The 26,108-nt window shown below is 35.5% G+C and carries 24 protein-coding genes and 1 tRNA gene; 1 reads left to right on the plus strand and 24 read right to left on the minus strand.

Annotation, left to right across the window (positions count from 1 at the left end):
- Positions 1-102: 102 nt before the first annotated feature.
- The 5 genes from hpt to spoIIE all read right to left on the minus strand — a co-directional run bounded on the left by hpt (position 103) and on the right by spoIIE (position 6,579).
- Positions 103-651, minus strand: coding sequence for a hypoxanthine phosphoribosyltransferase (hpt, locus tag NiCM35_RS24440; protein WP_047944392.1), 549 nt, complete (start codon positions 649-651; stop codon positions 103-105).
- 22 nt (positions 652-673) lie between these two features.
- Positions 674-2,059: a tRNA lysidine(34) synthetase TilS gene (gene tilS / locus NiCM35_RS24445; RefSeq protein ID WP_123258669.1), complete on the minus strand. Its 1,386-nt coding sequence runs from the start codon at positions 2,057-2,059 to the stop codon at positions 674-676.
- A gap of 150 nt (positions 2,060-2,209) precedes the next feature.
- Positions 2,210-3,217, minus strand: coding sequence for a serine/threonine protein kinase PrkT (gene prkT / locus NiCM35_RS24450; protein WP_171509175.1), 1,008 nt, complete (start codon positions 3,215-3,217; stop codon positions 2,210-2,212).
- A complete protein-coding gene (locus tag NiCM35_RS24455) occupies positions 3,186-3,920 on the minus strand; it encodes a vWA domain-containing protein (protein ID WP_172859217.1) in 735 nt (244 codons plus the stop codon). Before NiCM35_RS24455 ends, prkT begins: the two co-directional genes overlap by 32 nt.
- Before the next feature lie 181 nt (positions 3,921-4,101).
- Positions 4,102-6,579, minus strand: a complete 2,478-nt coding sequence (spoIIE, locus tag NiCM35_RS24460; RefSeq protein WP_172859216.1) for a stage II sporulation protein E — start codon at positions 6,577-6,579, stop codon at positions 4,102-4,104.
- A gap of 403 nt (positions 6,580-6,982) precedes the next feature.
- Between spoIIE and NiCM35_RS24465 the strand changes: the two genes are divergently transcribed.
- Positions 6,983-7,056: transfer RNA gene (locus tag NiCM35_RS24465), tRNA-Met, on the plus strand.
- A gap of 175 nt (positions 7,057-7,231) precedes the next feature.
- On the opposite strand, the gene NiCM35_RS24470 is transcribed toward NiCM35_RS24465, so the two are convergent.
- From NiCM35_RS24470 to purR, 19 genes are all read right to left on the minus strand, one after another.
- Positions 7,232-7,714, minus strand: a complete 483-nt coding sequence (locus NiCM35_RS24470; RefSeq protein WP_047944385.1) for a S1 domain-containing RNA-binding protein — start codon at positions 7,712-7,714, stop codon at positions 7,232-7,234.
- A gap of 94 nt (positions 7,715-7,808) precedes the next feature.
- Positions 7,809-8,204, minus strand: a complete 396-nt coding sequence (locus NiCM35_RS24475; protein ID WP_433780837.1) for an FtsB family cell division protein — start codon at positions 8,202-8,204, stop codon at positions 7,809-7,811.
- A gap of 19 nt (positions 8,205-8,223) precedes the next feature.
- Positions 8,224-8,847 carry a spore cortex biosynthesis protein YabQ gene (yabQ, locus tag NiCM35_RS24480; protein WP_433780838.1) on the minus strand — a complete coding sequence of 208 codons (624 nt, stop codon included), beginning with the start codon at positions 8,845-8,847 and terminating at the stop codon, positions 8,224-8,226.
- On the minus strand, positions 8,844-9,149 hold the full coding sequence (yabP, locus tag NiCM35_RS24485; protein WP_095333955.1) for a sporulation protein YabP: 306 nt from the start codon (positions 9,147-9,149) through the stop codon (positions 8,844-8,846). Before yabP ends, yabQ begins: the two co-directional genes overlap by 4 nt.
- A 135-nt stretch (positions 9,150-9,284) precedes the next feature.
- A complete protein-coding gene (locus NiCM35_RS24490) occupies positions 9,285-9,542 on the minus strand; it encodes an RNA-binding S4 domain-containing protein (protein ID WP_016204747.1) in 258 nt (85 codons plus the stop codon).
- A 21-nt stretch (positions 9,543-9,563) separates the two neighbouring features.
- Positions 9,564-11,021 carry a bifunctional methyltransferase/pyrophosphohydrolase YabN gene (gene yabN, locus NiCM35_RS24495; protein ID WP_433780839.1) on the minus strand — a complete coding sequence of 486 codons (1,458 nt, stop codon included), beginning with the start codon at positions 11,019-11,021 and terminating at the stop codon, positions 9,564-9,566.
- Between the two features lies 1 nt (position 11,022).
- Positions 11,023-12,633, minus strand: coding sequence for a putative polysaccharide biosynthesis protein (locus NiCM35_RS24500; protein ID WP_433780840.1), 1,611 nt, complete (start codon positions 12,631-12,633; stop codon positions 11,023-11,025).
- A gap of 458 nt (positions 12,634-13,091) precedes the next feature.
- Positions 13,092-14,192, minus strand: a complete 1,101-nt coding sequence (locus NiCM35_RS24505; RefSeq protein ID WP_235850358.1) for a DUF1648 domain-containing protein — start codon at positions 14,190-14,192, stop codon at positions 13,092-13,094.
- Between the two features lie 3 nt (positions 14,193-14,195).
- Positions 14,196-14,579 (minus strand): GntR family transcriptional regulator, encoded by a 384-nt coding sequence (locus NiCM35_RS24510; protein WP_328588027.1) that lies wholly within the window; start codon positions 14,577-14,579, stop codon positions 14,196-14,198.
- A 167-nt stretch (positions 14,580-14,746) separates the two neighbouring features.
- Positions 14,747-15,283, minus strand: a complete 537-nt coding sequence (gene spoVT, locus NiCM35_RS24515) for a stage V sporulation protein T (RefSeq protein WP_047944373.1) — start codon at positions 15,281-15,283, stop codon at positions 14,747-14,749.
- A gap of 615 nt (positions 15,284-15,898) precedes the next feature.
- On the minus strand, positions 15,899-19,438 hold the full coding sequence (mfd, locus tag NiCM35_RS24520; protein ID WP_433780841.1) for a transcription-repair coupling factor: 3,540 nt from the start codon (positions 19,436-19,438) through the stop codon (positions 15,899-15,901).
- Between the two features lie 426 nt (positions 19,439-19,864).
- Entirely contained in the window at positions 19,865-20,095 is a 231-nt protein-coding gene (gene fin / locus NiCM35_RS24525; RefSeq protein WP_095333964.1) for an anti-sigma-F factor Fin, read from the minus strand.
- Positions 20,096-20,184: 89 nt separating this feature from the next.
- Positions 20,185-20,748 carry an aminoacyl-tRNA hydrolase gene (gene pth, locus NiCM35_RS24530; RefSeq protein WP_095333966.1) on the minus strand — a complete coding sequence of 188 codons (564 nt, stop codon included), beginning with the start codon at positions 20,746-20,748 and terminating at the stop codon, positions 20,185-20,187.
- A gap of 153 nt (positions 20,749-20,901) precedes the next feature.
- Positions 20,902-21,543 carry a 50S ribosomal protein L25/general stress protein Ctc gene (locus NiCM35_RS24535; RefSeq protein WP_433780842.1) on the minus strand — a complete coding sequence of 214 codons (642 nt, stop codon included), beginning with the start codon at positions 21,541-21,543 and terminating at the stop codon, positions 20,902-20,904.
- 169 nt (positions 21,544-21,712) lie between these two features.
- The gene (locus tag NiCM35_RS24540) at positions 21,713-22,669 is read right to left on the minus strand and encodes a ribose-phosphate diphosphokinase (RefSeq protein ID WP_047944366.1); all 957 of its coding nucleotides are present in this window, start codon (positions 22,667-22,669) and stop codon (positions 21,713-21,715) included.
- 85 nt (positions 22,670-22,754) lie between these two features.
- On the minus strand, positions 22,755-24,113 hold the full coding sequence (glmU, locus tag NiCM35_RS24545) for a bifunctional UDP-N-acetylglucosamine diphosphorylase/glucosamine-1-phosphate N-acetyltransferase GlmU (RefSeq protein WP_095333970.1): 1,359 nt from the start codon (positions 24,111-24,113) through the stop codon (positions 22,755-22,757).
- Between the two features lie 301 nt (positions 24,114-24,414).
- Positions 24,415-24,705: a septation regulator SpoVG gene (spoVG, locus tag NiCM35_RS24550; protein WP_026574035.1), complete on the minus strand. Its 291-nt coding sequence runs from the start codon at positions 24,703-24,705 to the stop codon at positions 24,415-24,417.
- A gap of 185 nt (positions 24,706-24,890) precedes the next feature.
- Complete coding sequence (locus tag NiCM35_RS24555) at positions 24,891-25,265, minus strand: RidA family protein (RefSeq protein WP_095333972.1); 375 nt, start codon at positions 25,263-25,265, stop codon at positions 24,891-24,893.
- A 20-nt stretch (positions 25,266-25,285) separates the two neighbouring features.
- Entirely contained in the window at positions 25,286-26,107 is an 822-nt protein-coding gene (gene purR, locus NiCM35_RS24560) for a pur operon repressor (protein ID WP_095333973.1), read from the minus strand.
- Between the last annotated feature and the right edge of the window lies 1 nt (position 26,108).

Here is a 26,108-nt window from a genome sequence, read left to right on the forward strand (position 1 = left end):
ACCTCCTCCCACGGTAAACAAACTATAGAGTATAGTAACATAGAAAATTAAGTAAATTCAAGGAATTACCCTCTTCGGGCTAGAATTCCTCTTTTCATGTACTTATTCACTGTCACTAGTATAAACTTCCGGTTTTAAAACACCAATATATGGTAGATTTCGATACCTTTCCGCGTAGTCTAATCCATAACCAACAACAAAAGCGTCTGGTACGATAAATCCTACATAATCTGCTTTAAGATCTGTCTTTCTACCAGTTGGTTTATCAAGAAGTGTCACAATTTTGATTGATTTTGCTTTACGATAACGGAACAACTCTACAAGATAGCTTAAAGTTAATCCACTATCAATAATGTCCTCGATAATTAGTATGTCTCTTCCTTCCACAGAAGTATCCAAATCTTTTAAGATTTTTACTTCTCCAGAAGATACAGTAGAATTACCGTAGCTTGACACATCCATAAAATCCATTTCAAGGTATGTATCCACGCGTTTTAAAAGATCTGCCATAAAGGGCATAGCACCTTTTAATACTCCAATTGCCAAAGGAAATTTATCTTGATATTCCTCTGTAAGTTGAAATGCCAAATCTTTGATTTTACCTTGTATTTCCTCTTCAGATATCAATATTTTTTCAATATCGTGTTTCATTTCTTGTGTGCCCCCTAGAAGATCATTGCTTTTTATATGTTATTAATAGATTACTACCACTATTCGTATTACTATGAGAATATATCGATTTTTTTAGTCCTGGTATCCAAAGAATTTCACCTTTGCTATCCGTAACGATTGGCCAATGATCTCTCTTATGGATTGGAATCTTTTCATCGATAAAAATACGGTTCACTTTTTTCCTTCCATCCATTCCTTTTAAATGAATTCTATCACCATCTCTTCTAGTACGGATAATAAGAGGAAAAGAAATAGAAGTTGCATCCAAAAGAATACAATGGTCATTAGTAATCGTTTCACCGTTTATATATTCTACCTTAATATTGTACCCATTTGGTAATAATAACTCTCCCATTTTTGATAATTCATAATAAAAGGATTGTGCTGGAGATAAATTAAGTTGAAAATGAAGAAAATGATACGACTTTTTCACTTTCAAACCATTCGGGAGATCAATATTTCCAGAAGAATGAGGACTCTTAAGTAATATCATCATTTGCTCAGTATGTAATGCGGATAATGAAATAGGTATCTCGTCATAGAGATAATTTAATATTAGTTGAATACATCTTCTTTGTAAAGGAATAGCTATTAAAAGAAAACGATTAATATCAACTACTACTTCCGCAGCCTTTTTTTCAACCAATACCTCAGAAAGCTTTTCTTCAGCCTGCTTCATTAAATAGGTTTCATCATCTGTTAATTCTTCACTAAACCGTTGAAAATGCTTTGCCGCATGAATGTTTTCTTTTTTTAAAAAGGGCACAACTTGTTTTCTGTATCTATTGCGGCTATAGGTATCTTTTTCATTGCTTGGATCTCTTCTTGGATTAAGATTATGTACTTTACAATATTCCTCAATGTCTTCCCTTTCTAAACATAAAAAGGGACGAATAATTTTTCCTGTACCAAATGGACGCATAAAAGGAATTCCAGCCCTTGATTTACCTAAACTTCCTCTCGTTAATCGCATCAAGATGGTTTCTATTTGATCATCTCCATGATGACCTAATGCTAAGTAATCTAAGTTGTGCTTCTCCATTACTTTTTCATAGAAGGAATACCTGCATTCTCTTGCTGCCTTTTGTGAATTCATTCCTGTTTTTTGGATAAATGCTGGTAAATCTATTCGCTCCCAAGAAAAAGGAATATTTCTTTCTTCACAGAACGATTTTACAAACTCAGCCTCCTCGAGCGACTCCCCCCCTCTAAACATATGATCCACATGTCCAGCAAAAACCTTGATTTTCCATTCTTCTTGTTTTGTCCATAAAAAATGAAGGAGTGCTAAAGAATCTGGTCCTCCAGAAACTCCAACCAAGATTTTCTTACCTTCTAGGTTCATATTTTTTCCTTGCAGGTAATTTAAAATTTGATCCTCAAACATTTTTGATTACTTCCTTATTACTATCACTATTCTACCAGCCCTGATGTTATTACTTTTTCATCAGAGGTTGTAGTTACTATAGTCTAGGATATCACTTTTTTAAAAGTGATACCAAAGACTATTCTCTAAAAATTGCTAAAAATCCTCTTTTCAAGTTAATTGACCATATATATACAAAATATAACAAATAGAGATAAGGATAATGATGACTATAGATTCAGCCCATCCTGCCTTTTTCTTCTTTTTAACCAATTTACTTCTTGTCTGAGCAGAAGGAGCAGGTTGACTGTTCGCTTGGCGAGCTTTACTTCTATTCGTTCCAGCTGTTATTGTGCTTCTACTTGTTTTTTTTGATTCTCCACTTGTTAAATTTAAATAATCTAATCGCATTTCTTTTGCCGATAGATATTTTCCTGTTAACGCATTTACTAGAATCCCCTCAAAACGCATTAATCCTTGCTTTTGTCGAATCATCATATGCAGCTGTTTGATTCCGCCCTCCTTTTTATTAAAACGCTGTGGATAATAAAGATTCAGTATAATCATCGCAACAGCAAACAAATCATATCCTGGCTCTGCCTTTCTTGTTCCTAACCCCCAGTATCCTCTATCAAAAAACTCTGTAAATTCTTTAATCGCTCTCCCTTTTATGGTTGTCCCCCCTACATCAATGCATCTAATTTTCGTTGGGGGCCCTGTAATAATTAGGTTTTCTGGTTTTAAATCTCCAAAGACCCAATTATTTTCATGAAGATTTTGTAAATCCTTTAATAATTGGATCATTAGCACATCAATCCATAATACTTCCTTATTATGAATAAAGGTTAGTAAATCTGGTCCACTAATATACTCCATTACATAAAAAGAAGTAGTTCCTCTATTTGTTACCCAATCATCTACATCTATTAAAGAAGGTCCAAGGCTATAACCTTGGACCTTTGCGAAGGATTTCAAAACATTTACTTCAGAAGTTATAGATACACTATTGTTGCTTAATTTCAAAGCAACTCTTCCTATTTTGGAATCTGCTAAAAAAACTGTACCATTCGCTCCATAGCCAAGTTCCTTTAAGACTGTATATTGCTTGTTATGCCACTTTCCTTTTATTACTGTTCCACTATTTATTTTAAATTGACTCTTCGATGTATTCATCATCACTTGAAATCAAGCTCCTTAATGAGCGCTTATGCTTAAAGTAACGAATGGCTTCTTTTAAAGCTGGACCTGTTGGTGTAATGCCTCCTGTCGATAACTTTGGAAAGATACTTGTTAGAGATTCTAGACGAGGTGTCCAATCCATTAATTTTTCGACATCTTTCTTTTTCCCGGGAAATACAAACACAGAGTAGCGATTCTCGCCAGATCGGGCATTCAAGCTTAAAGATAGGTCAAGTAAAGCTTCTTTTACAGTTGGTAATTTATGCTTCATACTGGCGCTTGTATCTAGTAATACTAACACCTCCAGTTCAACTGTTTCCCCCAGTTCGTCCACAACCTCCATTACCTCTCCTCTTTTTTCTGGAGGAAGATCCTCCATTGTTTTAGAGGAACCTAGTATTTGCTGAAGCTCTTTATTTACTACCCCTTGGAGTGTTTGGGTCATCGCCTTTTTCGTTACCATTTGGACAGTCTGACTTAACTGCTGCGCATACACAACTTGACTAACACCGCCTCCAGAGAGTGCAATGCCTTCAATTTCTTTCATTCCCTGCTCATCAATTGTATCTTGTTCCATGACTCCAATAACATTTACCGTAATTCCTTGTTCATTTGCTAATGCTGCCATTGCGATAGGATCTTCTCCTTTATTAGAACATCCATCTGTGATAAGCAAAATCTGCTTTAACGTACCTGTTTTCATAAATATCTCCCCTCCATCTTTATGAGTTAGTCCCATTCTCGACGAAAAGAGAAGTATTTATACCTTTTCCAAGAATAAACAGATTAGTATAATAAAAACTAACAAACAGTGTTTTTCTCCTACTGAATGTTAGTCCTTTAAATTTATATAAAACTAGAAAGACCATTTTAAACGATCACATTTAGTTTGCGATTTGCTTAAAACCTTTTACTGGAATGGATGCCCACTTCGGAATATTATGGTCGATTTTCGCAACTAACACGGTCATGTCGTCTTCAATTAAGCCTAAGCGAGATCGGATAACCTCCTCCATAATTAAATCTGCAACCTCTTGAGGGTTTTCTGTTTTCAATTCCTTAATTTTTCTCTTCATCCAAATTTCAAAGTTCTCAACATGTTTTGGTCCTTCAAATACACCGTCACTCATCATAATGAGAAGATCTCCAGCCTTTAATTGTTCACTCACAACATCCACATCAAATTCTTGGAGAATTCCCATTGGCAGATTACTTGCCTGTATTTTTATAACCTTTGAACCTCTTTTGATGAAACTAGGTGTAGAGCCAATTTTCAGAAATTTAACCGCTGCGTTTTGGAGATCAATCATTGCTAAATCCAGTGTAGAAAAAATTTCATCTGTTGTTCGCAAAGATAGAATGGAATTAATTGATTTTATCGCTACTTGTTCTTCAATTCCTGATTGCAGAATTTTTTGTAATAATTGAAGGGTCTCTTCGCTTTCTACATGGGCCCGCTTCCCATTTCCCATTCCATCACTAATTGCCATAGCGTATTTACCTAAACCTAGTTCAATAGTAGAGTAGCTATCTCCTGAAATAAACCCGCCATCCTTTGCTGCATGTGCAACACCAGTCTCTATTATATAAGCTTTCGCTGACCGGAATGTTGCATGACTATAATCTTTGGAGTACTCAGATACCTCCTCTTTATTTACAATAATGGTCTCACCAAGAATATCCGATAGCATTGGCGCAATTAGTTTTTCACATTCTCCATAGCCTGTGTTGTATGGAATAGTGATATCGATATCTACATTTCCTTGTTCCAAGCTGTATATTTCAACATTTTCAATATGAATGCCAAACTCTTGAATAGCTTCTAGGATTAATTCCTCCTGTTTGTAGTGATTTTCTCTTTCTCTTTGAATTTCTTTTGCAAAATCACCCATTACCTCAGATACACCAAGCAATTGATCTGCAACTAATTTCCTGCTTTCCTGGACTTGTTTTTTTAATTTTTGGTTTGCCTGGTACAATGTCAATTCTTGATGGATTGCATCCGTCACCTTCTTCGACCTTGTACAATGTTTATCCCACTCCCTTTGAAGACTAGTGGAAATATTTCCACCAGTATCAGCCATTTCAGTCATAATATCTTTCATATAATCATAGGTTGTATTAAAGTTACGTGCCCAGCAATGTTCTTTACGAAAACATGTCTGACACGTCTTTTCTGTCACATTGCTTAAAAAGTAATCTAGCTCCTTATCCTCTTCCTCTATCATTTCACTTATATTTGGGGAAGAAAAACTTTTAGAGAGTGCTTGAAATACATTGGAGAATTGAGATACTCTTTGAGCTGTTACATCTCTCATTTTTCTCATATATTGCTGTTGTTCTTGGGAATATTCTGCTGTTCCTGGTATATGCTTTGCTATGCGTGAGGTTAAACTTCTCGGTGTCATAAGAAACAGGAAAACAGCTATAGTTGTTTCCATTAACGAAACAGATAGGACGCCACCACCTTCTCCATACATGCCAATAAGGAGAGTGGCAATAAATAAACCAAGTGCTACACCGATTTTCTTTCCTTCTTTCAGCAATCCACCTAGAAGACCAGAGAAAGCCAATAAGCTCATATGATAGAAGCTAGAAATGCTTGCAAGACTAAAAATTAATCCGGTCACAACGCCAACAGTCGAGCCAATAGTGGCCCCTGCCATAAAGGAAAATAGGAGAACTAAATAACGAGACATAATATGTTCAATCGATAAGCCATAAACGGCCCAGCCAATTGTTCCAGTCATAATAGAAGCTAGCATAATGATAAGACAGACAATTTCTTCTGTTTTAAGGGCTTGTCTTCTTTTATTGACCGTAAGTAACGGCAGACTTTGTAAAAAAATTAATGTAAGTATATAGCCAAGACTTCCTTCTACAAACGCTAACATTCCACCATACAGTGTAAAACCATTTGTTAAAAGATAGGCTTTCACTAAGCTGCCTAAAAAGACTAGTCCAAACACAAATAATGGGACAAGTTGCTGCTCTTTATTTTTCCAATTTAAAATAATTTTATAGCTAATCAAAAATAAGAAAGACAAGACAAAGTTAGAAGCTGCCTCTGTTACCCCTAAAGTAGCAGCGCCGGCTATTAATCCAATAAGCGCGAGTGGTGCTTTATCTTTCCTTGATAGATATACTGCTGCAAAAAATGGAAGAGCAAAAGGGGTAAGTTGTCCTAATATTAAAGCTCGTCCAAGTAAAAATCCGAGAATCAACAATAAAAAGCCTTTTACTAAAAAGAAGTTTTCTACTTTTGTATAAAATTTATGAACTAATGTACTGAAGCTATCTCGCGACTTCCCAAAATCAACTTCACCAATCGGATCGATTATATCCCTTTCCACTTTCTCCATAAACCACACTCCCTAACAAGTATCGTTGCTCCACATTATAGAAGCTAGTTATTTAAAAGTTTGTCAAAATAACGAAGCAGTTCCAATCTTTCGCTCGACTTCTTTCCTCCATTTTTTTATGGAAATACAAAATTCGATAGATTCCTTCTATCAAGCAAAAAGAAGTTACTTTATAATTAGTCAGCCTTACCAACAGACAATCTTAATATAAATGATCTTTTCTACAGTCACTTTTTTATATTTATTGCTTATTTTTGTCATTTCATGCAATATGCTTTTTGGTCTTTCAACTCATTAACAAGTGCTTAAACATACACCATATTAACATATTAAATAAATGTCTAAAATCTATTGACATTGCGATTATTTATTTGTATTATATTAATTGTCTTGTTAATATTATGGCGGTGTAGCTCAGCTGGCTAGAGCGTACGGTTCATACCCGTGAGGTCGGGGGTTCGATCCCCTCCGCCGCTATCACAAAAAAACCCACGTAAAAATTTTTACGTGGGTTTTTTGTGTTCTTTTTACGGGAATAGCTAAACAGACAAACTTCCTATAAAATATAAAAAGCAAGCCAAATTGGCTTGCCTAAGCTATGGGAATATATAAACGATAAACCCTGCTATCTATTTGGTTATTCAGCAGCAAGTTACCCTCGTCTAGCGCCTCTTCCCCCGCGTTTCGACTCAGTATTTCGTTTCAGAGAAGCTAATCGATCTTCACTGTCTTTTAAGAAACGAGCCATTTTCGATTCGAAATTCTCTTTAGGAGCACGATTTTCATTTGATTTTGCATTACGTGACCTTTGAGAATTCCCACCGGAATAGCCGCCTCTTGATTCTCTTCTTTCTCCGCGTTCGTATTGTGGTCTTTCTGGTCTCTCGGGTCTTTCTGGTCTATCTTTTGCTTTCTTAATAGATAGTCCAATTTTTCCATCTTTCTCGACATTAATCACTTTCACTTCGACTTCATCGCCTACTTTTAAATGATCATTAATGTCTTTTACATAATTGTCTGCGACCTCACTAATATGAACAAGACCTGTTGCGCCTTCTGGGAGCTCAACAAACGCACCAAAATTAGTAATTCCTGTTACCTTTCCTTGTAACTTGCTGCCTACTTCGATTGACATAAAAAAGTTTTGCCTCCTTAAGGATATAAAAAATCGTACTTACTTATATTATACAGAATGGAAAAAAAGAGTGTCAATATTACTGCCAACCTTATTATTTTCCAGTTGTGTTTTTTGCATCTTTTTCAGGGATATTAAAAATAATTTCCCCTTTTTTTGAAAGTAATAAGTCTTTCCTTGCTAATTTAGCTAAATACTCTTCATCATTTAACTTAGCAATTTGGTCTTTTAGGTCTGCTTCTTTCTTTTCTAATGCAACAAGTTGTCCATCTAACTGTTCTTTCTCTGCTCTTTTCTCTTTTAAAGTGGAGCTTTGTGATATGAGTGTGGAAATCATAATAAAGCCAATAACAGCAGCACATACGAAGAACGTTGTCAGCCTGCGCATCAATAGCTTTTTCTTTCTAGCTCCACTAAGACTATTAGCTTGATGCTGTAAATTATATTCTGTTGGAAATGTTGTAACATCTGGTTTTTTTATAGCACTCATATGAGGCTCCTCCTTTCCATTATTTTTTTCTTTTAGCCATCCATTGTTTCAAATAGTTCTTTATTTTAAAGTAATATCCTGCCAATTTATTAAAAATTCTCTCGACGAATAATTTACCCTTTTTCGGCACAATTAGCCACAGTAGAGATAAAAGCCATTCAATTGGTTTAAAGAGTATCCCTATAATAAATCTTAATGTCCTAATTATACCACTGACAAGTGCCATAAGTCCCCTGCCCAGAGCAATTATTATCGAAAAAAGGAAGAAAATGATAGATTTAATTGGCTTGTATACAATATTTACTCCTACTCTAAGGAAAAAACGATAAGTATGGACGCAAAAAGAAATGATTCCTTTTAATAATTGAAGATAAAGAGTTTGAAACAAACTTTTATACATAGCAAAACCTAATAGCAATGCTAGGACCAAATAAATGCGAACTTCTCCTTTGTTTACTAGGAAAAGAATATAAAACATAAGAAGAGCTTGCAAAACCCAAAAAAGGATATCATGGATAAAGACAATACTTCTTTTCCTTTTTGGCCTTTTCAAGAAGTATTGATATGTATCTAAACTTATACCAAAGAATAGACCCATGCTAACCATAGCCAGCATGGTCATAAATTGTGTAGATAGTGTCATCGGAATATCTTGCTAAAGAATCCCTTAGCCTTATCTCCACTTTGATCGTCTACATAAACTAAATCAAATACTTTACCTTTAATAGAGACGATTCCCTTTTCTACATCAAGGTTTTTCATTTGCAGATTTTGACCACGAATAGATAAAAATCCCATTACTGTCTCTAATATAAATTCTTCGTTATCAAAACTCTCTACTTGCTTTACTCCCGTAATATCGAGCAGCTTTCTTCCTCTCATGATCACATCATGGTCTACCGTATTATTACTTTTCGTCATATTTGATTCATGATATTGGCTCATCATTATCCCTCACAATCCATTAGTACAATCTCTACTTGTACAAATATATGTGAGGAATCCTTATTTTAGAACAAGCCTTATAGGCGAAGAAAAGAACTCTACTTTGTTTATTGCCATCTATTTCGATTACTAAACTTATGAAAGTGTTTCTTCTTTAATTATTTTATACATATTGGCAGCATCTTCTTTCTTCGTGGATTCCTGCAACATTTCCACCTTAGCTGTAACTAGCTTTTGCCCAAAACGAACCTGCAGCTCATCACCGACCTTTACATTGGTGCTTGCTTTCGCCTGCTGTCCATTCACTAAAATTCTTCCTTGATCCGCAACTTCCTTTGCCAATGTTCTTCGTTTGATTAAGCGCGAAATTTTCAAGAATTTATCTAGTCTCATTCTAATAGCTCCTTCACGTTGTTATTTTTTCTTTGCTTCATTCCAAAAGCCGTCTAATTCTTCTAAACTCATTTGGCTCCATTCCTTCTCAGACTCTTTTACCCTTTCTTCTATATAAGAAAAGCGCTCAATAAACTTTTTGTTTGTCCGGAAGATGGCTAATTCTGGATCTACTTTATAAAACCTAGCAATATTTACAAGCGAAAACAAAATATCGCCAAATTCACTTTCTATTTGTACATTATTATTAATCTCTTTTAATTCCTCTTGAAACTCCAGAATTTCCTCTTTTACCTTTTCCCAAGCTCCTTCTGCATTCGGCCAATCAAACCCTACTTTTGCCGCTCTTTTTTGCAGTTCGTAAGCTTGCATCAAATTAGGTAACGCACTATTTAATCCTTCTAAAACAGACTCCCTGTCCGTTTTCACTTCTCGTTTTTTCGCGTTTTGCCAGTGCTTCATCACATCATCAACAGAATCTGCTTGTTCTTCTCCAAATACATGTGGATGTCTACGAATCATTTTATCGGAAATCCCTTCCACTACATCATCAATTGAAAAATATCCCTCGTCTTCTCCAATTTGACTATGAAGCATCACTTGCAATAACACGTCTCCAAGCTCTTCAATAATGTGGTCAATATCTCCTTCATTAATGGCTTCAATTAATTCATAGCTTTCTTCCAATAAATATTTTCGTAAGGTTTCATGAGTTTGTTTTTTATCCCATGGGCAGCCATTTGGTCCACGAAGCTCCGCTATTATCTGTCTCAGCTGAGAAAAGTCTTTATATAAGATCTTTTCTTCTTGAACAGGTGGTACATATATGCTTGTTAAATTATTTAAGTCTACCTCTCTATCTAACTCATGCAGCTCTATTTCTTTTATCTTTTCTAGACTACTTCCAGCTGCAGTAACAACTTTAATTGGATAATCATGCGGGAGAATATCCATCAAGGTTAACTTCACTTCCGATGCAGAAAAAGTATCATATACCTGGCCAATAATCAAATGATTTCTAAGCTGAATACTTGCTCGATTAAGAGCAGTTCCATCTAGCAGCTGGAATCCTTCGATTGGATCGATTCGCAACGCCTGGAAAATACTGTCTAAGAAGCTTTGACCACCAGCAATTTCGATAGAGGCCATTCCTTCTTTATCTTTTTCTATTAAGATTTGTACCGTTTTTTCTGCAACAAGCGGGTGACCTGGAACAGCATAGACAATATCCGTTTCTTTTGCTTTCTCTAATAGAAATTCAACAATCTCTTCATATACAGCATCAAATTGATTATGTTTTTCATAAATAGAATCAAAGGAATAAAAGGTTATTCCTTCTTGCTCAAGCATAGAGAGAACAGGATGATCCTTCGTTCGTACATATATAGTCTTATTCTCATCAACTAAGCTGCGATAAACGCCCAACGGCAGCTGGTTTATATCTCCTGCGCCTAATCCAATAATTTTAATTTGACTCATTTTATTTCCTTCCTTTTTTCGGTAAAAACCATTTTAGTTTACTTCCTAACGGTAATAAAGATAATTCCTTTTCTTTAAAAACATTTCCTCGTACCACTATAACCACATATATTATTCCACCTATTACTACTCCAGATACTGCTTGAATAGCGCTTTTTATCCGGCTATGCTCTATCCCTTCAAGCAATAAAGAAGAAAGTGGTATATACCCTCTAAGCACAAGTAACATAACTAAACTCGCACCACTTATAATCATTACGTGCCTTATACTAACAAGCGGCTCTTTGACTATTTTTTTTAATTTTACTGCCATTAAAATTAGAATGATAGATAATACAATAAGTGATGCATAGGCTGCTCCATATATCCCAAAAGAAGAAATGAGTATGATGTTAAGAACATACTTCCCTATAAAGCCTAATACAATCAAAACAGCTGGATAGAAAGAATGCCCTAATCCTTGCAGGATGGCCATTATTGTTGCAATAATAGCATTAAGAAATATTACAAAAAACAGAACAGTAAGAACCTCTGAACCGGCATCATTCTTAAACAGCATGCTGTTTGTCTCTCGAATGATACCAATTAGTCCTACTGTTGCTCCAAGTCCAATAAAAAAACTAACTATAAGAGAAAAATGAATATTTCTCATAAGATCTTTCTTACTTGTTTTTTGGCGATTCTTTGTAATAAGAGGGACAATACTTAAAGCCATCGAAGTAGAAATGATACTTCCAATTTGTATGAGCGGCTGCCCTCTATCATAAATTCCCTTCATCACTTTGGCCTTTTCATCAGCCATGCCATCTTCCATTAATAAGGAATATAAATTCAATGAATCCGCTAATTGCAATAACACTAAAAGCATACTACTAATAGAAATAGTTATGCCCTCATATAGTATTCTTTTACAAAGAATACGATTCTCCTTTTCAAAAAGAAGCGAAAAGCGAAACAGAGAAAAAGAAAGGGCGGATTTTCTATAAAAATAGATTAAGACGAACAAGGAGAGTAAGCCTCCGACAACAGAGCCAAACATAGCACCTGACCCAATGGCATATAAGGAGTAATTTTGATAAGAAAAAAACACAGCGACAAACAGAATAATCCCTACTCTGATTAATTGTTCGCCCACCTGTGAAACTGCAGTCGGAATCATATTTCCCTCCCCTTGGAAAATCCCTCTCAAAATAGCGATCAAAGGGGAAAACAGAAACGCAAAAGAAATAACCTTCAATAAGGATGCCAAATAAGGATCCCCCATCCATGAAGCTAGTCTCCCTGCATTAAAAAACAAAGCCAGAAAAGCTATCATTCCAATGGGAAAAAATAAGAAAAAAGAGGAACTCACAAGTCTATTTATACCCGATTGATTCCCCTCTACTTTCATTTCCATATACAATTTTGATAGTACAACTGGAAAACCATATGTAGATAAAGCAATGATTACCCCATAGAAAGGATAAACCTGCTGATAGATATAAAAGCCTTTATCACCGACAATATTTTGAAACGGTATTCGATATACAGCACTTAGTACTTTAGTTATTAAGGCAGCTATCATAAGAATAAAAGCGCCTTTAAACCAGACATTTGATTGCGAAGTCTTCACATGTCTAGCTCCTTCCATAATTACTTTCGCTAGTATTATAGCATAGTTAGATGGAAGATGTATCCTTGTACATAATACTTTTTCCATATATTAACACAAAAAGAAGACGGTGGGATATAAGTATTTCAATTAACTTTAACTCCGAACAATTACACGAAATTTTTTGTGTGTACGTATAATTGTTCGAGGGTTAATTAATTTCAAGAAAGAAGGTTTGTGGTGATCACCCGCAGCCTGAATACACTTTACTTTCCCTGGGGCAAGCGCCAAGCCTCCCATAGGAGTCTACGTGTATTCAGCCTGCTCCGTTTTTCCTAGTAATGTTAGTTTGCTTAAAAACTAAATGGTCTGTGTCCAATAGAATATTGAACTCAGACCATAGGTTAAAATAATGTGTCTAATTTTTTCTTTATCCATTATATATTTTGTTTTGTACCAGCAGCCTAAAAACAATTCCTTTATTCTATAATGCTTAGTAAGATAATAATTAGCAATGGAACAAAAACAATGACATACCCAATTGGATTCGCAAAGTTCAATGTCCAACCAACACCAAAACGCTTCTCTACAAAAATAGAAGGATCGCTTTTATTAAAATAAATTAAACCACCCTTCCAATAGCTATCCCCATCAAAAGATGAGATTTCTTTGGTGTCCTGTTCTTCCCCCTCTGCTCCGCGATTTAATCTTTCTAATTTAATCGTAAATAAAATTGCCCCAATTAATATAGATAAGGTAATAATAATTGGAATAAGAAAAACTAAGTGATCACTGAAGATATTATCGTATAAAATAGTTAATTGTAACAATATAATAAGAACTGTTATAGCAATAGACGTAAGAAGGAAAAACCAGCTTGTATATTTGCGATACTTTAGCTGTCTAAGCTTAGATGCATGTTTATTATTGGCACTTATTTTAATCCCTGATTTTTTAGTGGCGCTGTTTATGCTTAAGAACATAATCTGCATAACCAGTAAAATCAGTAGCATGGACACACCAGATATAGGCGTCTTCTTCGTAAATCGATCAGCTTTTCCAGACAATCCCCAGTGTACAGGAATTTCCGCTGGTAATAAATGATACTGTGTTGCCGTAAAGATCAAAAATCCTACCGTAATAATTATTGGAATAAGAAAAACATACCACGGGAGCATCTCATCCTTTTGTCTAACTCCAATTTCTGTTATATTTATTTCTTTTAGCTCCGCCTCCCACTTGTTCTCTGCTTTTAGTGCCATCATTTTTCCGTGAAAATAAAAGTAGAGACTTAAGCTCCAAAACAAAATAGCAAACAGCAAAACGGTTCCACCAATCGCTACTTGATCTGCTTGAATATTATTCGCAGCTTGCCAAATATAATAAGCAATAATTCCAATAAGAGAAGGAATGATAACCAAGAGAGAATATCGTCTTTTATAGGTTGAAATTTGCGGATTATTTACTTGTTTGTTGGGAATGGTTACCCCAAATACAACTGTTTTTCGTACTAGAAAAGGCATAGCAGCTTCAAAAAAAACAGTTATGATGATCATACTAATAAAAATAATGGTCTCCATATTTTATTCCTCCTTTAATTTATGGATAATGGATTGTATTAACCCCGTTATTTCTTTTTCCTTCATTCCTATTACTAAAGCTTCCACAATCATTGGTTTTAGGCTATTTGAAATTCTGCCCTGCTCTTCTTGGGTTGGAATCCCATTGTTTGTTCGAATGATTGCACCAGATTTAGGAATAATTTGAATGAGCCCCTTTTTTTCGAGAGCATGATAACTTTTATTCACAGTATGCATATTGACACCTAAATCAGCGGCCAGTGAACGAACAGATGGTAACACATCACCATTCTGTAATTCTTGCCTAATTATCCCTATCATGATTTGCATGGTAAGTTGTTCATAGATGGGCATTTCCAATTCAGGATTTATTTGTATATACATCATTAATCACCTCATACTGTTATATTCTTATTATAACAGATTTGTTCTACGTTTAATAGAACAATTTTCATCATAGAGTCTATTCTATTCGTAAATGAAAAAAGTCGACAACTCTTTTTCGAGTTTGCCGACTTTAAAATTTATGCTTTAGTAAAATTGTTAGGTAAACCTTATGATTCCATTTGGCGAGCTAAAAATCCTGCTGCGGTTTCTACTGCCTTTTTCTCTACATCACCAAGTGAGTCCTCTTTTGCGAAAATGACAACCGCCCCAATTGGATCACCATTTGCAATAATAGGACCAATAGTATAGGCAGAAATCGTTTCAGTAGTACCATCAACTAAGGATACTTGATCTTGTTGATTCATCAGAATGGACCCTCTATCCTCCATGGCCTTTTCCACTACACTACTAATGTTCTTATTTAAATAGTCCTTTTTCGATCCACCCGAAACAGCGATGTAGGAATCTCTATCACAAATTAGCACAGCATTTCCTAAACTATCATAGAGAGCCTCTGCATATTCCTTAGCAAAATCGCTTAATTCACTTATAGGTGAATATTTCTTTAAAATAACTTCTCCATCTCGATCAACAAAAATCTCTAATGGGTCCCCTTCGCGAATTCGTAATGTTCTTCTGATTTCTTTTGGGATAACGACACGACCCAAATCATCGATTCGACGCACAATTCCAGTTGCTTTCATTCCGTGTTGCCTCACTTTCATCAGATGATTTTTTAAAATTGGCGAAAGCATTCTCACTATACATGAAATGTTCACCATATTTAAACATAGTATCTTTCATATGGTAAGTTCTATACATTAATCATGCAAAATTTTCTCTAGGTAGCTTTATTTTCCTTTTTGAATATTTCACGAAGGAAAAAGATTTACCATATTATCAATCTTGACTCCCATATTGGGATAAATCATTTATTTATTCCTGTATTTACTTAGATGTCATTCAAAGGAAAATCTACTATTGTTATCTATATTGTTTATACCCTTGTCCCCCTATATTAAACATCCTATTAACGCAATTTTCTTTATAAAATAGGAACAGGAAGGACGGGCGGCACAAACAAGTTAGCTAGTGGGGAAAGATAAGCACTCTATATAACGATTTAAATAATGACTGGTTTATAGTATTTATATAAGCCAATAGAGAACACTTATCCGAATTAGAGGACTTTAGATTTTTGAAAACGAAAAACCCAATGATTATACGAAATTTTATTAGCATCCGTATAATTACTCGGGTTTCTCTTGTTTGGGGATACTTACGCTCTTATTACAAGACTGTAAGGAAGTTCGTCCCCATTATTTAGTTACTTGTTCTGGTTCTTTTTTAAATGTATTTAATGCTTCTACCATTTCATGGCAAGCTTTCAGCCACTTTTCTTTTTCGACACCTTTTACATGGAAGATCATTTTTAATTTTCTTCCTTCCATACCAAGACCAATCATTCGACCATACTTAGAACTTTTCTCAAATATTTTTTGGCCATCCATTCGATCGCTTCCATGTTCCGATAATAAAATAAGAACTTCATCCTTCGTCTGCTTGATCAATTCTACTCCTGCTTGCTTTCCATAAATCTTCATTTCTGTGATTTTGAAAAGATACGAAACTTCTTCTGGATAGTCTCCAAAACGATCAATTAATTCTTCTCTTAACTCTTCCATATCCTCTAAGGAAGTAACACCTCTAAAGCGTTTATACATTTCAATTTTTTGCTGTCCATCATTAATGTAAAAATCAGGAATATAGGCATCTATATCTAGGTCAATTTCAATCGTCTGCCTTTGTTCTTCACTAATTGTTCCTTTTCTCTCTTCAATGGCTTCTTTTAGCATTTGAGAGTATAAATCAAACCCAACTGAATCAATAAATCCATGTTGTTGGGCACCGAGAAGATTTCCAGCACCACGAATAGTCAAATCACGCATAGCAATTTTAAAGCCAGATCCTAATTCCGTAAACTCTTTAATTGCCTGCAATCTCTTTTCCGCAACTTCTGTTAGAACTTTATCCTTCTTATACGTAAAATATGCATAAGCTACTCGATTCGAACGTCCAACCCTTCCTCGTAATTGGTATAATTGCGACAACCCCATACGATCTGCATCCTGGACAATTAGTGTATTTACATTTGGTATATCTACTCCTGTTTCAATAATCGTCGTACTTACTAAAACATCATATTCCCCTTCTAAAAACCCAAGCATTACTGATTCCAATTCATTTTCTGTCATTTTCCCGTGAGCATAAGTAACTCTAGCGTCAGGCACCAACATTGAAATTTCCTCAGCCTTTCTCTCAATGTCTTCTACCCAGTTATACAGAAAATAAATTTGGCCATTTCTAGCAAGTTCTCTTTCAATCGCTTCTCTTACAAGCCCACCGTTATACTCCATTACATAGGTTTGAATAGGGAATCTATTTTCAGGAGGGGTCTCGATAACTGATAAGTCACGTACACCTAGCATAGACATATGGAGTGTTCTTGGAATTGGTGTAGCCGTTAGCGTCAATACATCAATGTTGGTTTTTAATTGTTTTATTTTCTCTTTATGCGTTACACCAAAGCGTTGTTCCTCATCGATAATCAATAAACCTAAATCTCGATAAGAGATATCCTTTGATAAAATCCGATGCGTTCCTACGACAATATCAATTGTTCCCGCTTTAAGACCTTTTAGCGTGTCATTTTGCTGTTTTCTCGTTCTAAATCTGCTGAGTAAGCCAATCTCAATTGGATAATCCTGAAAACGCTCTCTCAATGTTTCATAATGCTGTTGCGCTAAAATAGTTGTTGGAACCAAGAAGGCTACTTGCTTTCCATCCGCTATCGCTTTAAAAGCCGCTCTGATTGCAACCTCTGTTTTCCCATAACCAACATCTCCACAAAGAAGGCGATCCATCGGTCTTTCTCTTTCCATGTCTTTTTTAATCTCATGAATAGACCGTAATTGATCCTCTGTTTCCTGGTAGGCAAATGCACTTTCAAATTCTCGCTGCATTTCTCCATCCGGAGAGAAGGCATAACCAACAGAAGCCTCTCTTTCTGCATATAGCTTAATAAGATCATCCGCTATATCCTGAACAGAAGACTCTACCTTTTTCTTTACTTTCTTCCAATCGTTACCGCCCAATTTGTATATCTTTGGTTCTTTGCTCTCTGATCCAACATATTTTTGGACCAAATCAATCTGCTCAACAGGAACGTATAACTTATCATTTCCTTGATATCGCAAATGTAGGTAATCCTTGTGGACACCATTAATTTGAAGTGTTTCAATCCCAAGATATTTACCAATACCATGGTTAACATGGACTACATAGTCACCAACATTTAACTCAGAGTAGCTCTTAATACGCTCTGCATTTGTCAGCTTTTGTCTTCTTTTGGATATCTTTTTAGTCTTTGTCTTAAATAGTTCTTCTTCTGTTATTACCGCTAATTTTAGGATAGGAAGCTCGAAGCCTGACTGAAGATGTCCTTCTAATAATTGAATTTTCCCTTCAGAAATCTTCTTAGCATTTTTTTGAATCATTACTTCCATATCATAATCTTGAAGAACTTGCTCTAACTTTTCTAAGCGTTCCTCACTATTACCAAGCAGAACAACGGTGTAATGATTTTTTTTCCACCTTTCCATTTCTGTCTTCAAAACATTCATTTGCCCGTGGAAATTCTGCATTTGTTTACAAGAAACATTTATGATATTTTGCGGATTAGTATTTGGCACATGGCGTAAAAATAAAGATAAGTAGACAATGGGCTGTTTTGCCTGATGTAAAAGATGATTGATACTCTGCGATAAGGTTAACCCATGAATAATTTCTCCCTCACCTAACAAGCTTGTATACCAATCAGCTTCCTCTTTCTCAAGCGTGTCATTCATTTCTTGCACTCTACTAATTTCATCGACAATTAAAAAACCGTTATTCGGTAAATAATCTATTAAACTGATATGCTCTCCATAAAGAATGGATAAGTATTTATATAATTGTTCTGGCTTTTGCCCATTTCTTAGCTGTTCCATTTCCCTACTAATATTTTGGGTCAGTAACGTCTTTGTCGCTTCATCTTTTATTTTCTTTAAGCTTTGGGCTAAGCCTTTTTCCAACATAGCCAGCAAGTCGCCGACTGCATTCTCATCATAAAGAATTTCTGTCGCTGGTCCAATGCTAACGTTTTCCTTTTTTTCCTTCGAACGTTGATCTTCAAGTGAAAAGGCTCTAATCGAATCAATTTCTGTATCAAATAATTCAATCCGGAGCGGATCTTCCTCCGTTAATGGATAAATATCTAAAATTCCACCGCGCACACTAAATTCTCCCGGCGATGAAACCATCTCCGAGCGTACATATCCCATATGAACAAGCTTTAATAAAAAGGCTTCTAAATCAAGATCTTGCCCAATCTCAAGTTTTAGCTGAGCTTCCTTCCATAACTTTTTTGGAGGAAGTAGCTTTCTCAGACCTGCTACTGGCGCAATCATGATTCCCGACTTTTTTTTCGCCCAATAATTCAATACCTCTATACGCTGAGCCTTTAATTCTGGACTTGCAATACTAATTTCAGCTGCAATTAACTCATTTGCAGGATAGAGAAAAACATCCTTTTCATCCACAATATTGGTAATATCATCGTATAGTTTTTGCGCCTGTAATAAATTATGAGTCACAATTAGTAATGGCTTTTTTGTTTTTTCATAAATTGAAGTCATATATAGAGTACGTGCTGAATTGGAAAGTCCTGAAACCAATTGTTCATGTAACCCAGCTTCTAGTCCTGAAATGACATTTTGTATATCTTCTTGCTGTTTAAATAATTGTTTTAGCCCTAACAAAAAATTTTCCCTCCCATTCGAAAGCAAAAGACACCATAAAAGTGGTGTTGAGCTAGTTTTATCTTATTTTTTTAGTAAAGTATATGACTGCCTGCTCGCTAGCTCTTTTTATTTTCAACGTGCATCCATTTCTGGTAATTTGTTCTTATCTTACAAGAAATAATTATGATTGCAATCTATTTATTTCGTGATTAATGACATAGTTACTATTAATCCTTCAGTTCATGCCCCCTTAAGCAGAATGGAACCGTGCTTATCATGGCATCATTTAAAAAAAGGTTAAAGAAAATACTCCTTAATGTTGTTATATACGAGATATCTTGCCTATATTCCTGCTATCCGCAAGAAAACAAATATATAGACAACGGAAAAATGCTTTGGATTATTCCAAAGCTTTTCCCGAATTAAAAAACAGCCAAATCTCCTCTAATGAATCAAATAATCATTTTCATAGTAGCCAGGGTTTTTTGACAATGACTCTTGGCAATCTTCACAAATAGACTTTACCTCAATATCACCTGTTTGATGATATTGAATCATTTCTGATCGATCTTCATCTGATAAATGATCAAATCCTAAGCGATTTGCTGCAATGGATTCTGCATCAAGTGTTCCCATATGCACACCACAATGTCTGCAATGATAATGTATAGCCATCCCTAGGCCTCCTTACTAGCACATTAATATTGCTAGTATTCACCTATTCGGATGTAAATATAACCAAAATAAGCGGATGATTCTCTATCTTACTGGATATTATATTTATTCATTACTTGCAAAAAGGGTTCTTCTGCCCATTGCGCACACGCATCTGCACATTTTTTAATGGTTCCCTCTAATATATCCATTTCTTCTTTCGTAAATTTCCCAAGGACATAATCAACTACTTTCATTCCGTTTTTAGGACGATCAATTCCAACTCTTATACGATTGAATTTTTCTGTACCAACATGAAGAATAGTTGACTTAATCCCATTATGTCCGCCAGAGCTCCCTTTTTGTCGAAGTCGGATTCTTCCGACTGGCAGATCTAGATCATCATAAATAACGACTAAATCTTCTGGCACTAGATCATAGTAATCCATAATGGGGCGAATAGACTCCCCAGAAAGATTCATATATGTAAGCGGCTTTAATAAAATCACTTTTTCACCGCCAATAACTCCAATTCCATAATTCCCTTTGAATTTTGCCTTATCTAATGGAATATTATAATGACTTGATAAAAAATCAATTACTTCAAATCCAATATTATGTCTTGTTCTATCATATTGCTTCCCTGGGTTACCAAGGCCTACAATTAATTTCATATGAATCCCCCTGCTTTTCATTCTATACTTATATCATACAAGAAAAAGGTTTGGCCATTAGAATGCTAATCGGTCAAACCTTTTTCTTGCTTTTGCTTTTCTAGAAATCCCTTTCTAAAAACGTACAGGGAGAATACATTTTGATAAATCGGATTATTCTTCAGCTGTTTCCGGCTCTGTTTCTCTGCCTTCTACATTATCCGGCATACCTTCTTCTTGTTGTTCTCCTGTACTAATCTCTTCTTCCTGTCTCGGTGCAAGAATTGATGCTATTACTTCCTCTTTTTCATGGTTAATTTCTATTTTATCATAACCCTTCACATCTTCGATAGTAATCGTATCTCCTACCTGAAGCTCTGTTACATCAATGTCAATACTAGATGGTATATCATTAGGCTTTGCTGTAACTGTTACTTCGTATAAAGCCTGCTGCATAACGCCACCATCCTTTACTCCAGCAGCATCCCCCACTAAAGATACTTTTACTGGTGCGCTGATAGCCTTCGATAAGTCTACCGCTAAAAAGTCCACATGTATAATGCCTCGCTTAATTGGATCAGCATCATACTCATTTAAAACGACATTATAATTTTCCCCATCAATATCTAGTGAAATAACGCCATTTCTCCCAACTTCACGAATCGTTTTCAAGAAATTAGCCTCACTCAAGGAAATAGCCGTATTTTCTACTTTTGATCCATAAACGATACCTGGAATTTCTCCATTATTTCTTAATTTTGTTAAGCTTGAATGTTTGTCCATCGTACGTTTTTTTGCCTGTAAAGTAGTTGTCATGATTTCACCTTCCATTATTTTATCAAATGAACACTCTTATATAAAAAATGCCCTAAATGGAAGATATTTAAACATAAAGAATTTACTATCTGTTTAAAAGAAAGGCACAATACTAATAGCCGCCTGCCTTTTAGACAAGCGACTAATTAGAATGATATAAAGGGTTTTATCAATCAAATAAGAAACTTACTGATTGATCTTGATGAACACGTAAAATTGCTTCACCTAATAGATCAGCAACTGATAATTGAATAACATTAGCTGAAAGTTTCTTTTCACCCAATTCAATTGAGTTTGTTACAACTAATTCTTTGATTTTAGAATTGTTAATTCTCTCCATTGCAGGTCCTGACAAAACAGGATGTGTACAGCAAGCATAAACCTCTTTTGCTCCATTTTCTGCTAGAGCATTGGCACCAAGTGTAATGGTACCTGCTGTATCAATAATATCATCAATAAGGATAGCAATTTTCCCTTCAATATTACCAACAATATTCATTACTTCCGCAACATTTGGCTTTGGACGTCTTTTATCAATAATAGCAATTGGCGCCTTTAATCGTTCTGCAAGTTTTCTTGCTCTTGTAACCCCACCATGATCTGGAGAAACAATAACAAGCTCTCCATCAAATTCTCGTTGACTGAAGTAATTACCAAGGATTGGCACACCCATTAAGTGATCAATCGGAATATCAAAGAAACCTTGAATTTGTGGTGCATGCAAGTCTAATGTAATAACACGAGTTGCTCCAGCTGTCTCTAATAAATTGGCAACTAATTTCGCTGTAATTGGTTCTCGTGCTCTTGCTTTTCTATCTTGTCTAGCATACCCATAATAAGGAATTACTAGGTTAATCGTCTTAGCTGAGGCACGCTTCAATGCATCAATCATAATTAATAACTCCATAATATGTTCGTTAACGGGTGCACTTGTTGACTGAATAACATATACGTCACAACCACGGATACTTTCCTCAATATTAATTTGAATTTCACCATCGCTAAAACGTGTTACTGAACATTTCCCTAATTCTACTCCAATTGAATCGGCAATTTCCTGCGCTAAGGCAGGATTAGAGTTTAAACTGAATACCTTCAAATTTGGATCTAAATTCTTAACTGGCATGCTGAACCTCCACTGGTCTTTTTCCACTTATAGTACGAAGAATGAAACATATCTATTAAACGAATTATTCTTCCTTTTAACCTATTTATTTACGTTTATAATTCTCTTTATTAACTTGACGTGCACGGGCAATTGAAAGTGCCTCAGAAGGAACGTTATCTGTAATGGTGGAGCCTGCTGCAACATAAGCACCCTTACCAACTGTGACAGGTGCAATCAAATTGGAATTGCATCCAATAAATGCGCCATCTTCTATCGTCGTCAAAAACTTCTTTTTGCCATCATAATTAACTGTAATGGTACCACAGCCAATATTGACATCACTACCAACATTCGCATCTCCAATATAACTTAAATGTGATGCCTTACTGCCTTTTCCAAATGTCGCTTTCTTGATTTCAACAAAGTTTCCAATTTTCACTTCATCATCAATCATAGAGGCTGGACGAATATGGGCAAACGGTCCAATATTCACATCAGACCCAATGCTGCTATCGTGGGCAACAGATTGTTTAATAGCCGTATTATTTCCCACTGAACAATTATTTATTTCTGTATTTGGCCCAATAATACAATCTGAACCTATTACAGTATTTCCTTTAATCATACTTCCAGGATATATAACTGTATCCTCTTTAATCATTACGTCTGCTCCAATATAAGTATTGGTCGGATCAATAATTGTTACGCCATTGCGCATATGCTGTTCATTGATTCGCTTTCTCATGATTGATTCTGCTTCAGATAAAGCAATCCGATCATTCACACCAATTGTTTCATTGAAATCTGTGGTTTGGAATGCACTTACAGTTTCTCCCTGCTGTTTTAAAATCTCGATAACGTCTGGCAGATAATACTCTCCTTGAACATTTTCATTGGAAACATTATCTAAAGCCTGAAATAATAGAGCATTATCAAATACATAGGTACCTGTGTTAATTTCTGTTATTTTTCTTTCTTCATCCGTTGCATCCTTGTGTTCTACGATTTTCTCTACTACACCCATTGAATTACGAATGATTCTGCCGTACCCATCTGGCTTACTTGCCTTTGCCGTTAAAATGGTTGCCTTCGCTCCTACTTTCTCATGGTGTAAAAAGAGCGCTTCTATCGTTTCACTTGTCATGAGAGGCGTATCCCCACATATAACAAGTGTCACTCCTTCTTTGTCTACAAGAAGATCTTTTGCTTGTATTACTGCATGTGCCGTTCCAAGCTGTTCTTTTTGATTTACGTATTTAACACTATTGCCAAGCTGTGCTTTTACTTTTTCTGAACCGTGGCCAATTACTGTTACGATTGAATCCATTTGTAGCTTTTCCACTTGATCTACAACGTGCTGTACCATCGGTTTCCCACAAACAGGATGAAGTACTTTATAAAGTTTTGACTTCATTCTAGTACCCTGTCCTGCGGCTAAAATCACTGCGTAACGAGTTGTCATTCACAGGCCTCCAATAACCTTTTTATCCACTAAAAAATATATCTTAAATAACTCTTGATTTCAAGGAAGGATTCACATTTTATGTACGCTTCTTTATAAAAGCTGTTTATTAATTGTAACATTTTCCTTTTTTATACGGAGAACTACTTCCAACAACCATGAAAAATAAAAAAAACTTATCTCTTTTATGATACTAGAAGAACAAATTGTTTTCATTGGAAAATCAAGGGGTAAATAGGAGAGAAATAGGAATAAAAAAAGAGCCTTACTCTTAGGAAGTAGGCTCTAGCTGCAGATTATTTTAGGAAGCTCCAGCTTCTTCAAATTCAATTTCTAATTCACCCAGGCGGTGGTATTCTGCCAAAACTGCTTCCTGGATTTTTCCTCTTGTACCAGAGTTAATTGGATGAGCGATATCTCTAAACTCACCATCTGGAGTTCGTTTACTTGGCATCGCTACAAATAGTCCATTATTTCCGTCAATTACCCTAATATCGTGAACAACAAATTCATTATCTAGTGTAATAGAGGCAATAGCTCTCATACGTCCATCCGTGTTAACTCGGCGTAGCCTTACATCAGTTACTTCCATCCTGTTCACCACCTTTACTAGAAGATAAAATCTAGTTATTAAATTCAACAGAATTCTCATAACTCCTTCTTTAAAGGTGAAATTTTTTAGAATATTTAGGAATAAAATAAAGAAAAAGTGCCTAAAAGTGATAAAATCTTCTGTTTTTCCACTTAATCTCCGACTATCTTCCTTTATGAAGTAACTTATTTACAAAGTGCGATAACTTCGATTTCAACTAATACATCCTTAGGAAGTCTAGCTACTTCTACACATGAACGAGCGGGCTTATGTGTAGAGAAATATTCTCCATATACTTCATTGATTGCTTGAAAGTCTTCCATATTTTTAATAAACACCGTTGCCTTCACAACCGTTTCAAAGGATGCTCCTGCCTCTTTAAGGACGGCTGCTAAATTTTTGAATACTTGATGTGTCTGTGTCTGCACGTCTCCCTCTACTAAGGTACCTTCTGCAGTTAAAGGAATTTGACCAGAACTGAAAAATAAATTATTCACAATAATCCCTTGAGAATACGGTCCGATAGCTGCTGGTGCGTTACTTGTTTGAACAACTTTCATTTGTCTTTTCCCCCTAAGAGTTACTTTTTGTCGAAATAATTACCATTTTCCACAGAAATTTTCTTTTCTTTTACATCAACACCGGATAATTTTACTAGTGATAAATAATCATCCACTAGTCTTTCCTCTGCTTCCTCTGCTTCTACTAATACTGCGATTCCTGCAACGCTTGCATTGAATTCCTCTAATAGACTAATCATACCATTGATGGTACCGCCAGCTTTCATAAAGTCATCCACAATCAATACTTTTGAGCCATCTTCTAAACTTCTTTTAGAAAGCAGCATCGTTTGGATTCTTTTTGTAGAACCAGAAACATAATTAATACTCACCGTGGAGCCTTCTGTTACTTTACTGTCTCTTCTAACCATAACTACCGGAACATTTAAATAAGTTCCAACTGCATATGCCAAAGGAATCCCTTTAGTAGCAACTGTCATGACCACATCAATATCCGTATCAGCAAAAGCAGAGGCAAACAGTCTTCCCACTTTTTGCATGATAGTCGTATTTCCCAGAATATCATTCATATATAGATATCCGCCGGGCAAAAGCCTTTCTGGACTTTTTATCAAATCACAAAGCTCCTCAACAAATGGTTTCGCTGCTTCATCACTGACTTTTACTTGATACTTTACTCCACCGGCTGCTCCTGGCAATGTATGTAAAGTCCCTATTCCTCTTTGCTCAAATGTTTCTTTAACAATAGCCAAATCTTCACTGATTGAAGACTTGGCTGCACCGTACTTTTCTGCAAAGTAAGAAAGAGATACTAACTGCCTAGGATGCTCCAGCAAGTAATTCGTCATGTCTATTAAACGCTCACTACGACGAAATTTCATA

The organism is Niallia sp. M35, assembly GCF_050971705.1.
GTDB classification, from domain to species: Bacteria; Bacillota; Bacilli; order Bacillales; family Cytobacillaceae; genus Niallia; species Niallia circulans_A.